Below are 13665 nucleotides of genomic sequence, written 5' to 3' on the forward strand. Positions count from 1 at the left end.
GTAGTACGCCAGCGAGGTTACGTAGGCGGGTAGCTACGACGTTGTGTTTTCGACCATATGTATCTTCAGCGATCGCCAGCGCTCGTTCAAATAACGGCCGGGCTTCATTCGGCCGACCGAGGTCTTGTAGTGTACGAGCGAGGTTGCTTAGATTGGTCGCTACAGCAGGATGATTCGAGTCAAGAGTGGATTCAGCGATGCAGCAAGCGCGTTGGATCATAGAATGTGCGTCCTGCAAACGGCCGAGATCGTGAAGTACGCCAGCAAGATTGTCCATATAGCGGGCGACTTCTGAGTGGTTAGATCCATATGTGGCCTGGCAGATTTCTAAGGCCCGCTCGAAGACGTGGGCTGCTTTATTCAGATGGCCTAGATCCTGGAGTACCGCACCAAGATTACTAAGATCGCTGGCGACCTCTATATGGGTGGGACCATAAATATCCTCGGTAATCGTCAAAGCACGTTCAAACAGAATGCGAGCGTCCTTCGGTCGACCTAAATCCTGGAGTGCCCGGGCAACATGACCTAGTAGGCTTGCGAAGTCGGGCTCATCGGGTTCATAGCTCACCTCACCTATTGCGAGTGCGCGCTCAAAGAGTGGCCATGCGTCGCGAAACTGACCAAGATACTGAAGATACAGAGCCGCGTGATCATACAGCCATACAAGACTCGGTGAAGGTGCGACCGCTTGTCCGTCGGCTGTCCCCAGCACAGCTAGGATATGCGGAAGAAACGGACGCCAGTGTGGCCAAGAGTTTGGGTTCTGCAAATCGGCAGGAAGATGATTGACAAATAGCTTCACCAATACCGTCAAATGGTGAGAATCCGCATGCCCAAGGCGATCATTATCGATGCACTGACTACTTGAATCCGCCCTCTTTTGATATCGACCGTCAGAATGACGGTAGCGAACCACAGCTTGGACGAGACGGTGGACCTGAATGCTTCCATCGGTACGGCGGACTAGGCTGTACTGTAGGAGCGCGCCGATAATCTCATCGAGTTCAGCCGCGGGGTCCGGGCTGTCGGAGAGTACCGGGCCGAGCGGAGACGGCAGCTGATCCGTGTGGTCTGCGAACAGCCCGAGCGGAATAGGGGCAGGACTACAGAGAGAAGCAAGCTCAAGAAGAAACACGGCGGCAGGCGCAACGTCGCGCAACCGGTCCAAGGCCAGCGACCAGGCAGTGTCGACAGTCCCGCCATAAGCTAGGTCAACGCCCTTTGTAAGCATCTGACCGCGGCGAGCTCGAAACCTACGTAAGTAAACTTCGGGAGGAATTCGGGTCTGCTCCAGGTATGCGGCGGCCTGCTCGAGCGCAAGCGGTAGTCGACCCAACTCGGTTGCAATCTCATAGGCGAGACGGTGGTCCAGTTCGGAGATACGGCTATGTAGAAACTGCACTGCCTCTTCCGGGCTCAGTACATCCACGTAGACTGAAGTGGCGAGAGCTGCCCAGGTTGGTGTACGTGACGTGATGAGCACATGCCCTGCTCCACCTGGGAGCCAGCGCCGTACTGCCATGGGATCCTCGGCATTATCGAAAATCAACAGCCAGGATCGATCCCGGCGTAGGGCATCTCGCACGGCGTCTGCATCATCGATGGTCACTCCACTGACGGGTAGATTTAGCCGGGGAGCCAGCGCAGCGATTTGCTCAGCTAACACTGCTGTCTGCTCGGCATCGACCCACCATACGAGAGCGTACTCCGTGGCGTGACGATAGATGTATTCCACCGCAAGTTGGCTCTTGCCTACTCCGCCTAGACCGTGTAAGGCGGTAACGGCCAACGTGCGCTCCTGCGCAAGCTGACCACGAATCTCGGCAATTAAATCCTCACGGCCACTGAACGTTGCTAGCTGCGGCGGCGCTCTCCATATTGCCGGCAGAGAACCCGATTCCGAATCGCCACGGGACCGCAAGGCACCTGGAAACGGCGGTTTTTCTGTCCCTTCCGTAACCTTACCAGGGAAGGATGGCGGTGCATCCGGTTGGTTTCTTCCGGATGCAGCTGACTTCGTCATCGCTGCCAACCGAGAAGATGCTTCTTCCTCTCCAATCCCAAACAGGTCTGTATAAATGATACCATCGAACGGCGGCGGAAGAATAAACTCCACTACCCGCACCGGAAGCAGTCGCCGATCCTTCCCCTGAAGGTCGCCACGCCATGCTGCTTGCCATTCCTCCGCACACGTTTCCGAGGCCAGGTAGTCTTGGGAAACGATCGAGACAGTGCGGACTGATCGAGCTATCCCCGCCGCCATGCGTTCCGCCCAATGCATCCCCGCTACGATATCCGACTGAATCAGAACTCGGTATCCCGCTTCCGTAAGCTGCCAGGCCACCCACTCGGCCCACTCGCGATCGACTCGCGTGTACGAGACGAAGAAGTCCCAGTCGTGCGGGCGGGAGCCGTCGTCGGTCACAGTTCTAGGGTAATCATTCAGGCGGTGCGCTGAGGGTTGCGGTTCGCGTGGTGTGGCGGGACTGTCAACTTCCGACTCTGGTGCGCATTCTGCGGTGACTCAACGTGAGCAGCTGCCTGAATATCCGTTTTACCCGATATAATATGATTTTTATCTATCACGCCGTGAATCGTCGAGCTTCGGGTCGACGCCGAGCTGCCCGGCTTGACCAATTGGACGGCCGACCGGCACCCGTCCGTCGGCGATTGCGTTCCGCTACTATCAGATGTACGCCAGAGTCTTTCTTCTGTTTTCGGTGGGTGGTGCGTGAGCGAGGCGAAACACCCCCCGCAACCCCCGGCAGAGGCCGAAAAACTGCCTCCCACCTGCGGAGACTGGTGCGGGTGGTTGGCCTGAAGACCCCCCGCAGTGCCGCACAACCCCCCGCAAGATCAGAAATCTGCGGAGGGTAACCCCCCGCAGCGAAAACCGTTGCAGCACAGGGACTTCTAGCCATTTGCGGGGGGTTGCGGGGGGTTGTTGCCGGTCGTCTGGGAAAACGGATGGATTTGAAGAGAAACCCCATGATCATATGCTGGCATTGGAGCGGAAGAGGACCGGCTACCGGCTTGCGGCGTGACTCTGCGTGCCTACCATGAGGTAGGTGCCCCATCGACGGGCAGACGGATATCCGTCTTCCTCGATCACGCTCAAGCACGGGTGAAGCCATCGATCAGCAAGACTGCGCCGTAGTAATGGCCGACATGACGGCATGACCGAGATGGGGATCTGACCACAGACGGCGTTTCGCGACCCCGGTCCTGCCGCTGGAAACGGCGACAGGCAGAGGAGCGTCAGGATGCCTTGGCTGCCTTTGGACGGGCCGGGAGCCCGGCGGTCAGGACGGCAGCAGCGCGGCGATCCGCTTCACTGGTCCGGTGGGCGTAGATGCGCAGGGTCGTCGCCCCGCCTGAACCATGGCCAAGCCGTCCGGCAGTCGTCCGTAGGTCGACACCAGCCGCCAGGAGCTGGGCAGCGTTGTAGTGCCTGAACGACTTGACAGTCGCCTTGACGCCAGCCTTCTCAGCCACAATCGCCACACGGTGGGTGACCGAATCTGGGTTCCAGGGCGTGCCCACGGCCGGGTCGTGCGAGAACACGAACGCGTCATCCGGCAGCTGAACGTCGATGGCCGCGAGGCAGGCGCGGACGGCATCGCGTTCCTCGGTGAGGAGCTGGCAGGTGACGTCGTCCAGCGCGAGGGTGCGCTTCTGGTGGGTCTTCGTCGCCTTGTGCAGCTTCTGCCCGCCGCGGACGGCGTAGTTCTGGGCTACGCGCATCGTGCCGCCGCCCACGTCGAGGTTGTTCCAGCGCAGTTCGCGGAGCTCGCCGCGCCGAGCGCCAGCGGTGACAACCAGCCACAAGAACACCGCCAACGGCGAGTCGAGCTCCCACGCCGTCGTCAGCAACTTCGCGACCTCCGTCGGCGACGGGGGCTCCGGTTCGACGGGGTGGGAGCGAGGGAGACGGGCTCGTTCGGCCGGGTTCTCCTCGATCCACAGATCGGCGCCAGTCCCCGAACCCAGTCCACGCGACGACCGACAGACCGCGCTTGGCGATCTATAAAGTTGCAAAACGCCTGGTAGACAAGGTTGTGCGGGAGGGGGGACTTGAACCCCCACGCCCGAAGGCGGCAGATCCTAAGTCTGCTGCGTCTGCCATTCCGCCACTCCCGCGCAGGTACCACAGTAGCGATTGGCGGCCGCTGTCCGTCCACCGGTTTTCCCGTACGCAGGAGAGGATGCGCCGCGGGGAGTCCCGGTGGGCGCCGCCGGTGGCCGCAGTCCCACCCGTGGATCGCGGCCACCGGAGACAGGGCGTGGGAGGCGGCCAGGGACTGGCGATGCGCCTGACGGCCTCCCACATCCAGCCTGCCCGCCCAGCCGTCCTACGGCCAGGGACCTCCGGCTTGGTTGCCGGGTAACTCCGGCGGGTGTGGACGGGCCTCCCGCGGCCGCGGGCAGGGTCAACCGGCCAGCTCGAGATCGCGGATGAGCTTGGCGACGTGGCCGGTCGCCCGGACGTTGTACAGCGCCTTTTCAATCTTTCCGTCGGCGTCCACCACAAAGGTCGAGCGGATCACGCCGAGGGTTTTCTTGCCGTACAGGGTCTTCTCGCCGTAGGCGCCGTAGGCCGTGAGCACCGCGCGGTCCGGGTCGGACAGCAGCGGGAACGTGAGCTTCTCGTTGTCACGGAACTTCGCCAGCTTCGCCGGCTTGTCCGGCGAGACGCCGAGCACGTCGATGCCGGCGTTGTTCAGCTGGATGAGGCTGTCCCGGAAGTCGCAGGCCTGCTTGGTGCACCCGGGCGTGGAGGCCGCCGGGTAGAAGTACACGATCACCCGTCTCCCCCGGTAGGCGGTGAGGGGGACGTTGTTGCCGTCGGCGTCGGGCAGGGTGAAGTCCGGGGCGGCGTCACCGGGAGTGAGACGGGCAACTGGGGCGGTCTCGGTCATGGTCGGAAAGCTAGTCGGACGCCCGCCCTGTCGCAAACCCGCTCGCCTGCTCCCCGGGAAGTGAGTGCTCCGCCGTTGCGTGACGGATGGCGAGCGGCTCGACCCCCGCCGCCGTCGCGACACCGACGAACGAGGTCGGATCAACCTGGCTGGCGGCCCATCTGCGTAGCTCATTCATAATCAGAACGGACAGGTCGACGTCGGCATCAGCGTCGGCGTCGGCGAACACCATGGGGTCGATCGCGACGTCCATGATGACCAGGAAGGTACGGCCGTCCCCGACGATGCGGCCGCAGCCGACCGCGCGGCCCGGTTCGTGCGCGGCCTCAACGCACAGTCCGGCGAGGCTGCCGTCAATGGCGTCCGCGGCGGCTTCGGGGCCGGGGTCGGACAGACCGCCAGCGGTGCGCAGCCGGCGCAGCTCGGCCACGTGGGGCATCCGGTGGACGACGACGAACCCGCCGACCGACACCGACAGCGATCGTGATGCGGATCTGCCGGCGGCCATCAGTCCTGGCAGTGGCTTGACGAGCGCTGGATGGGTGGTCGCCGGGCCGGGCCGGATGCCCACCACCAGCGTGTCGATCACCGTTTGCTGCCGGTCGTCCGGGTTGATCGGGTGCGGTACGCGGCCAGCTCGACTGATTCGCAGGGGCGGGCCGTCAGCCAGTTCCGTCAGCAGTTCGTCGGCGTCCAGCAGCTCGTCGGGGTCGAGCAGGCTTCCGGGATCAGCCGGTCCGCCGGGCTTGCGGCCGTCGCCGCGTTCGAGGGTGAGGGTGGCGCGATCGTGCCCGAGCACCAGCAGCGTCCCACCTGGAATGACTGCTTTCATCGCGTCATACAGGATCGTGCGCCGTTCACCAGGCGGAAGATGAAGATAGCAGATAGTAACAAGATTGTATGACATGGGCCTTGGCGTCCATTCCAGGACATCGGCTTTGATCCACTCTGGTGTCACGTCGAATCGGCGGGAGAGCTCCCGCGCCTTGCGGATCGCGACTTCCGAGAAGTCCAGGCCGGTGACCCGCCAGCCCTGCGAGGCAAGCCAGACGGCGTTGCGGCCGACCCCGCAGGCCAGATCGAGGGCGCGGCCCGGGCGCAGGCCGGCGAGCTGTTCGATCACGATCGGGTTCGGCTCGGCGGTCCACACCAGGCCGGCTCCGGTGTGCCGACGGTCCCACTGCGCGGCGTCCATAGCCGTTATCTCACCTCGTGTCGCCGCGTCCTGCCGTATCGTGCCCGAGCGCCGCGGGAGGACACAGCAGAACGCGGTGCGCTGTACCTGTGTTGCCGGGCGCTCCCACGGGTGCGTTGGTGGTTTTGCGCGCGCCCGCGGGGGACTATCCGGTGGGTGTGGCGTTACCGCCGCTGCCGCCGCCGGCAGCGGCCACCGCGTCGGTGAAGCCCTGCGGTGTCAGGGCCTGCGCGGCAAGCTCGCTGCCATTGACGAACACGGTCGGGGTGCCGGTCACACCGTGCTTGGACGCGTTGTCCTCCACCTTCGCGACATAGCCTTTGTACGTGCCGTTGTTCACCGCGCCGGTGAATGCCGGGGAAGTCAGCCCGACCCTGTCGCCGAGTTCGATCAATGTGGCGTTGGTGAAACCGCCGGTCCGCTCGCGTGGCTGATTGGCGTAGAGAATGTCATGGTATTCTTTGAACTTGTTCTCCTGGGCGGCGGCAGCGCCGGCATTCGCGGCCCGGACGGACTCCGGCCCGAGAAACGACATCATGTGGTAGACAGCCCTGATTTTCCCGCTGTCGATCATTTGCTGGATGGTGCCGCCAAGCGATGTCTCGAGATTTTCACAGACAGGGCACTGAAAGTCTTCGTAGAAATCGACGGTGACCGCGGCGGCTGCTTTTCCGACGACGATTCCGTTGTCGCTGCCGGTCGCGTTCGCCGGCACCATGACAGGCGTTGATACCGCTCGGCTGTTCTGGATGACAAAGCCGATCACGCCGACCAGGGCGAGCACGGCCACGACAGCGAAAGCGATGATCATACGTTGGCGCCGCCGGGCGCGCGCGATTTCGGCGGCTCGGGCCGCGGCGGCCTTCTCTCGCCGGGCTTCATCGCGGCCCGCGGGCCGGCGTCCGGCCGGGGCGTCTTTCTGCCGGCCCTTGTCTGACGTGGCGCTCATGAGCTCTCCTGGAACGGTCGGTCGAGGAGGCGGTCGAGAGCCAGCACGCTGTACGGCCAGCTCACCAGCAGGCCACTTGCGAGCAGGAGCAGGCTGTCCCGCACGATTTCCTCGGTGTAGTGGGTGGGTGCGCCCGCTGTCAGGTCGCCGCCAGCGGAGAAACAGCCGCACTCAATGTGCAGACCGCGTGCCGCCGCGGCTGTGATCGCCGCGATGTAGGTGGCGAGCAGCAGCGTGGACACGACAGCACCAACCCGCACGGTCAGCCCCACGAGCAGCAGCAACCCGAGGGCGATCTCAACGAACGGGACCGCATAGGCAACCGGATGGACGAAGGATTCGGGCAGAATGCGGAAGGCCCGGACCGAACGCACCATTCCCTGCGGATCGTTGATTTTCAGGATGCCGGCGGCGAGCCAGAGCGCGGCCAGGCCGAATCGCAGGACGGTCGCGAGTGCCCGTATGACCCGTGGACCGGTGAGCCAGGGCTGGGCCGGTGCCCGGACGGCCATAATCATTTCTGGAGCGGCGCTGCCTGAGACGTCGCCATCCGGAATGTTCACAGGGCTGTCCGCTTTCCGTTCCCCTGTCACGAGGTCACCTGTTCCGTGGGTCACGTCGTCTTTCCGGTGTCGGCCAGGATCGGCAGGTCATGGACGTAGTCGGCGACCTGCGTTCCGGCCAGGTACAGGACGCTGGCTTTGTTGTCCTTGGTGAATGCCATGACTTGCGTACCATGCGTAACGGTATACATACCGTTCGACTGGCGGACCGGTTCCTCCAGCGGGATGCCGAGAGCGTCCGCCTGCGCGTGTACCTGCGCCAGGGTGCCTCGGACGCCCACGAAGGACGGGTCGAACTGGTTCAGCCATTGATCGAGTACGACACCGGTGTCGCGGTCGGGATCGGTGGTGACGAACACCGTCGCCACCTGCGCGCGTACCGAGGCCGGTACCACGTTGAGTGCCGCCGCGATGTCGGCCATCGTCGTCGGGCAGACATCCGGGCAGTGGGTGTAGCCGAAGAACAGCAGGGTGACCTTTCCCGCGGTCCGTGATCGCAGATCGAACGGGGCTCCGGCGGTGTCCGTCAGATTCAGGGCCGGCTTGTCGATCGGCTGAGGGAGCGCGGTTCCGCGCAGTCCCTTGGACGCCCCGGAGTCATCCAGGATGGTGACTGCTGATTCGCTGCCCGAGGAACAGCCGGCAGCGACGAGCACGAGCGCGGCCAGCGGCACGGTGGCGAGCAGCCGGCGTCGACGACGCGCGAAGTGAAAAGATAGTGGCATAACTCCTCGTACTGAGCGGAAGCCGTACGAACATCGGCAATGACCGGGACGGCGGGCCGGCCGGTGTGGGCGCCCGTGGCGGCCGGTAACGGGCAATAACCGCAATACCCGGGCATACGGCCCACCGGGGAGGACCGGGATGTTTGCGGCGTGGCCAATGTTGAGGAGCCCGCGCGGGCCGGCCTGGGTCCCGAGCGCCGCCGTGTATCCCACGGGGCCGTCGAGCCAAGGGCGCCAGCCCGCGGCCCGCCAGCCAGCGACGATCACGATCAGGCCGATCATGGCAAAGAAGCTCGGTACAAGGCCTGCTTCCGGTCCGGCCGACGGCAGACCGGCCGACGGCAGATGAGCAAGCATCGCCAGCGCGACGGATGGGACGGCGAGCCGGGCCCCCTGCCCGAGCGGTCCGCGCCAGGCCACGTTCACCGTGGACAGAGCCGGGCGAACAGCGCACCGGGGCCGCTCCTCGCCCGGACACTGTCGGCAGTTCACCCGACCAGGGTAGACAACCGATGCATGGGCCGTGCTCTTCGGCAGTCTCCGGCCGCCTCCAGCGAGGCTGGTGAGCTGTGCCGCTCCACCGCCGTTTCGCCTCGCGCTTTTGTGCCCGTTCTGGCACGATCCTCGGCAGTGCCGCGGGCCAGCCGTCGCCCCGCTCCACGATTCACCGGTTTCCGGTGATCGTGCCGCGGGCGGCCACTGGTTCCTCGGCGTCGGTCCGGCCGTTCGTGGCCGTCACGGTGTTTTCACACGGTGACGGGTATTTTCGGGTGGTCCAGTGTTGCCAGACATGCGAGTCTTCCGAGGTGCCCAGGCCAACGGGGCCAAAGATCAGGTAGGCAGTCATCGCGCGGAGGAAAGGGCGACATCGGTGCCGCAGGACCCGGCTGCCATCCAGCAGCAGATCGAGAACACCCGCGCCGAGCTGGCGGTGACTCTGGACGCGATTGCCGAGCTCGTGAGTCCCAGAAGGATCGCCGAACGGACCGGTGAGCAGATCAGGGGCCGGGTGACCGAGCTCCGTCAAAAAGTGATCTCCGGCACGTTCGCCGGGCCTGATGCGATTACCGCGGGTTTTGACGGGGATGGCGAGAAGGCTTTCGCCGTTGATGAGGCGCGAGACGGCCAGGTTCTGGCGGGCGGCACCGAATCACGTTTTGTCCTGCGACGCACCGTCCGGTGGGATCGCGTGATCATAACGGGGAGCGTCCTGCTGCTGGTTGTCGGTGCCGGCCGCCGTCGGCGCCGGCGGCGGCGAGCCTGGTGACGTCCGTGCGCGTCGTGTGATCTCCCGATGTCCGGAGGCGATGGGCGGGAGGGCCGGTGTCTGTTCCGTCAGGCCGGCTTGTGCTGATCCGCCATGGCGAGACCGCCTGGAGCCGGTCCGGCCAGCACACCGGTGTGACAGACGTGCCGCTTACCCCGGACGGGGAGAAGCAGGCCGTCCGCCTCGCCGGCAGGCTCGCGCCCTGGTCCTTCCTGCTGGTCGCGGCGAGCCCGAAGCGGCGTGCCCTGCGGACGGCCGAACTCGCCGGCCTCACCCGCGTGGCTGACCCGGCCGGCCGCGCCGACGCCGCCGACGCCGCCGGTGCCGGCGTGGGAGTGGCCCGGCTCGAGCACTGGGATGATCTTGTTGAATGGAACTACGGAGAGTTCGAGGGCGTCACAACGCCTGACATCCGCCGATCGGTGCCGGGGTGGACGGTGTGGAGCGGGCCCACCCCCGGGGGCGAGACCCCCGCGCAGGTCGGTAGCCGCGCTGATCGGGTGATCGGACGTGTCCTGCCGTACCTGGAACGAGGTGATGTGGCCCTGGTCGGGCATGGCCACATGCTGCGGGTGCTGGTCGTGCGCTGGCTGGAGCTGGATCCGGCTTTCGGTGCCCGTTTCGTCCTCGATGCCGGCGGGCTGTCCATCCTCGGGCATGAGCACGAGACACGTGCGGTCCTGCGCCTGAACGAGCCGGCATAGAGCGTCGGATTCCGTGGCTTTCCAAGCCGCGTGGGTGGGTAGGCCTTCCTCGTCCCCCGACGTACGAGCGCCCGGCAACAGGAAGGTAGATCAAGGAACGGGGCGGCCCCGCGGTGCCGCGTCCCCCCGTTGCCGGTCGCTCCACGCAGGCCCCGTCGAGCGGCAGGGCCGCGACGACAGGACAGGAGTGAGCCTCAATGGCGGAGTCTCGACCACCTGCCAACCCGGCACCCGTCAACCCGGCACGTGCGACAACGACGGACGCGGGGATCCCGGCGCCGAGTGACGAGCATTCGCTGTCAGTCGGCCCGGATGGCCCGCTGCTGCTTCAAGATCACTATTTGCTCCAGAAGATGGCGCAGTTCAACCGGGAGCGGGTGCCCGAGCGCGTTGTCCACGCCAAAGGGGGCGGCGCGCACGGCTATTTCGAGGTGACCGCGGAGGTCACCAGGTACACCAGGGCCGCCTTCCTCTCCGAGGTGGGCAAGCGCACCGACGTGTTCGTCCGGTTCTCCACCGTGGCCGGGGAGCTTGGCAGCGCTGACACGGTCCGTGACCCGCGCGGTTTCGCGATCAAGTTCTACACCGAGGACGGCAACTACGATCTGGTCGGCAACAACACACCGATCTTCTTCGTACGTGACCCGAGCAAGTTCCAGGACTTCATCCGCTCGCAGAAGCGGCGGGCCGACACCCACCTGCGCGACAACAACATGCAGTGGGACTTCTGGACGCTGTCACCTGAGTCGGCTCACCAGGTACTGATTTTGATGAGCGATCGCGGAACGCCGCGTTCCTGGCGGCATATGAATGGTTACGGCAGCCACACCTTCATGTGGGTGAACGCGGCGCATGAACGGTTCTGGGTGAAGTATCACTTCAAGACCGAGCAGGGCATCGACAACTTCACCGACGGCGAGGCGAAGGCAACGGTTGCGATCGACCCGGACCGCCATATCCGTGATCTCGCGTCGTCGATCCACAATGGTGACTATCCGTCCTGGCGACTGGAAATTCAGCTCATGCCGTTCGCGGATGCGGCCACCTACCGTTTCAACCCCTTTGACCTGACCAAGGTCTGGCCGCATGCGGACTATCCGCCGATCACGATCGGCCGTATGGTCCTGAACCGTAACCCCGGCGACTACTTTACCGAAGTGGAGCAGGCATCCTTCGAGCCGGCCAACATGGTGCCGGGGATCGGCCCGAGCCCGGACAAGATGCTGCTTGGCCGGCTGTTCTCCTATCCGGACACGCATCGTCACCGGATTGGCCCAAATTATCTACAGCTACCGATTAATCGCCCGAAATCTCCGGTCAACTCCTACAACAAGGACGGCGCGATGCGTTACGAGCCGTCCCGCGACCCGGTGTACGCACCGAACAGCTACGGCGGGCCCAGGGCCGACACGGCCCGGTACGCCGACGACGCGGTGTGGGCGGCTGACGGCGAGTTCGTGCGGTCGGCGTACACAGCGCACCGTGACGACAGTGACTTCGGCCAGGCGGGCGCCCTGTACCGGGACGTGATGTCCGACACCGACCGCGACCATCTGGTGAGCAACATCGTCGGGCATGCATCCCAGGATGTTCAGCCCGAGGTCCAGCGGCGGGTCGTGGAGTACTGGCGTGACGTCGACCCGGACCTCGGCGCTCGGGTCGCCAAAGGACTCGGCGTCGGCTGACCTGCCGGCACCGCCCGCGACAGCGGCAACCCGCGGCCAGCGCCGCGAGGCATCGAAAACCCCGGTCGGGGCGACAGTACGAAGATCATAAAAAGGAGATCACAGTACGTCGCGGCGGCGCAGGGCGGTCAGCGTCACCATCCCGGGCAGCACCGGAAGCCAGTAGCTGATCAGTCTGTACACGAGAACAGCGGCGAGCATGGACGCGGCGTCGCCCCCGACAGCGGTGAGACCGAGGGCGAGCGCCGGCTCGAGCGCCCCGACGTTGCCCGCCGTCGGCACGGCTCCGGCCACTGCCGCACCGATCAGGTAGATCGTCGCGATGGACAGCAACGTCCCAGAGCCGTTGAACGCCCAGACGCACGAAGCCAACGCCACGATCTGGGTGGTTTTGATGCCGGCGGCGGAGGCGAGCAGGATCGCGGTCCGCCGCGGGGAACGGGCGAGCAGCAGGAGATGCCTGCCGGTGGCCGCCAGCGGAGGCTTCAGTCGGTTCCGGATCCGGGGGTGCGCACCGAGCATGGCGCAGGCAAGCAGGCAGCCCGCGACGCACCCGAAGGCCGGCCTGGAACTCATGTGCCGATTGATCATCTCAACGGGCGCGCTCATCGCGTTTCCGGCGCCTGGACCGTTCGCCAGCCCGGTGACAAGCACGATTCCGGCCACATGCGCAAGCGCTACGACAACCTTCACCGCGGCGACGGCACCCAGCCCGGCTGACCGGGTGAGCCGTTGGCGTTCCAGGTAGCGCACGTTCACCGCGATCGCTCCAAGGCCCGCCGGTAGTAACCGGTTCGCAGCCGCGGCCGCGAGCTGCACCCCTGTCGCCGTATGCAGCCGCAGCGGCAGCCCGCTGGCCGCGCGTAGGGCCAGCGCGTTGGCCAGGAAGAACAGGGCGGAGGCGAGCCCGCACACCACAAGCCAGGGCCAGGCGGGAGCCGCGACGTTCGACAGCTTGGCGGTTACCTCGGTGCGAAACCTGGTCACAAGCAGCAGGGCCATCGGGATCGCGATGGCGATCCCGATCAGCGCGCGGGGCTGGCGCGGCCATCCCACGCGAACACGAGGCCAATGCGGCCGCAGCGCCGCCGACGAAAGCGAGTCCAGCGCACACGCACCGGACGCATCCCGCGGGTGGGTAATGCGCTGGTGGGGAATGGCGACCGGAGGCAGCACGACGGCGGTCCCGTCAGCCGCTGTCGCGGGACCCGCTTTTTCGGCGGCTATCCAGCCTGGCGTCATGGCGTCAGGGTAGATCGAGATTCATAACGGATGCTGAACAACGTACATCCGGCGCGCGGACCTTCATTCAAGGGGTTCGGTGGACAGCGTGCCGCGCACCGGCCAGGCAGCCGGTTTGGCCGGAAATAGCATGAAATAAACCACATCTTTGCTGTTCCCCGAGTGGGATGCGTCACTCTGGCCGATCGTGATCAGATCACGACATGATACGCATATGGCCGGTGTGTATCCGTTGCGCGACCCGGTTGCTTCCTGAAATCCCAACATCCGGCAACGGACCGTCGGTGGCTGGCGAAAGGCCAGGCTCCGACAGATTCGCGTGTCCCGTCAACAATCACCCTGGACGGTACGGAAACGGCTTTCGGCGCATTGGCGAACGGCCGTACCGTGCTTAGTGGTCGGCGCCGGAAGTTCAT

Annotated in this window: 11 protein-coding genes and 1 tRNA gene; 3 read left to right on the forward strand and 9 right to left on the reverse strand. The window is 65.1% G+C overall.

The annotated features are described in order from the left end of the window. The 8 genes from fxsT to MJ797_RS08750 all read right to left on the reverse strand — a co-directional run. Positions 1–2425: FxSxx-COOH system tetratricopeptide repeat protein (fxsT, locus tag MJ797_RS08715; RefSeq protein ID WP_308128297.1), on the reverse strand; the 2425-nt coding region annotated here is incomplete at its 3' end. 833 nt (positions 2426–3258) lie between these two features. Beyond that, positions 3259–4086 carry a site-specific integrase gene (locus tag MJ797_RS08720; protein WP_255738596.1) on the reverse strand — a complete coding sequence of 276 codons (828 nt, stop codon included), beginning with the start codon at positions 4084–4086 and terminating at the stop codon, positions 3259–3261. Beyond that, positions 4060–4140: transfer RNA gene (locus MJ797_RS08725), tRNA-Leu, on the reverse strand. The genes MJ797_RS08720 and MJ797_RS08725 overlap by 27 nt, the downstream gene beginning before the upstream one ends. A gap of 290 nt (positions 4141–4430) precedes the next feature. Then, positions 4431–4919, reverse strand: coding sequence for a thioredoxin-dependent thiol peroxidase (bcp, locus tag MJ797_RS08730; RefSeq protein WP_239333547.1), 489 nt, complete (start codon positions 4917–4919; stop codon positions 4431–4433). A gap of 10 nt (positions 4920–4929) precedes the next feature. Then, positions 4930–6114 (reverse strand): class I SAM-dependent methyltransferase, encoded by a 1185-nt coding sequence (locus MJ797_RS08735; protein WP_239333548.1) that lies wholly within the window; start codon positions 6112–6114, stop codon positions 4930–4932. A 145-nt stretch (positions 6115–6259) separates the two neighbouring features. Next, positions 6260–7063, reverse strand: a complete 804-nt coding sequence (locus MJ797_RS08740; protein ID WP_239333549.1) for a thioredoxin domain-containing protein — start codon at positions 7061–7063, stop codon at positions 6260–6262. After that, positions 7060–7626 (reverse strand): MauE/DoxX family redox-associated membrane protein, encoded by a 567-nt coding sequence (locus MJ797_RS08745; protein WP_308128298.1) that lies wholly within the window; start codon positions 7624–7626, stop codon positions 7060–7062. Before MJ797_RS08745 ends, MJ797_RS08740 begins: the two co-directional genes overlap by 4 nt. 50 nt (positions 7627–7676) lie before the next feature. Continuing rightward, positions 7677–8771: an SCO family protein gene (locus tag MJ797_RS08750; RefSeq protein ID WP_239333550.1), complete on the reverse strand. Its 1095-nt coding sequence runs from the start codon at positions 8769–8771 to the stop codon at positions 7677–7679. A gap of 451 nt (positions 8772–9222) precedes the next feature. Between MJ797_RS08750 and MJ797_RS08755 the strand changes: the two genes are divergently transcribed. From MJ797_RS08755 to MJ797_RS08765, 3 genes are all read left to right on the forward strand, one after another. After that, positions 9223–9618 carry a DUF3618 domain-containing protein gene (locus MJ797_RS08755; protein ID WP_239333604.1) on the forward strand — a complete coding sequence of 132 codons (396 nt, stop codon included), beginning with the start codon at positions 9223–9225 and terminating at the stop codon, positions 9616–9618. 56 nt (positions 9619–9674) lie between these two features. Continuing rightward, on the forward strand, positions 9675–10322 hold the full coding sequence (locus MJ797_RS08760) for a histidine phosphatase family protein (RefSeq protein WP_239333551.1): 648 nt from the start codon (positions 9675–9677) through the stop codon (positions 10320–10322). A 197-nt stretch (positions 10323–10519) separates the two neighbouring features. After that, positions 10520–12007 (forward strand): catalase, encoded by a 1488-nt coding sequence (locus MJ797_RS08765; RefSeq protein WP_239333552.1) that lies wholly within the window; start codon positions 10520–10522, stop codon positions 12005–12007. A 99-nt stretch (positions 12008–12106) separates the two neighbouring features. Here the strand turns inward: MJ797_RS08765 and MJ797_RS08770 are convergent, their stop codons facing one another. Continuing rightward, on the reverse strand, positions 12107–13183 hold the full coding sequence (locus MJ797_RS08770; RefSeq protein WP_239333554.1) for a YbhN family protein: 1077 nt from the start codon (positions 13181–13183) through the stop codon (positions 12107–12109). Positions 13184–13665: the final 482 nt, after the last annotated feature.

Origin of the sequence: Protofrankia sp. CiP3 (assembly GCF_917627345.1) — a bacterium.
Lineage (GTDB): Bacteria > Actinomycetota > Actinomycetes > Frankiales > Frankiaceae > Protofrankia.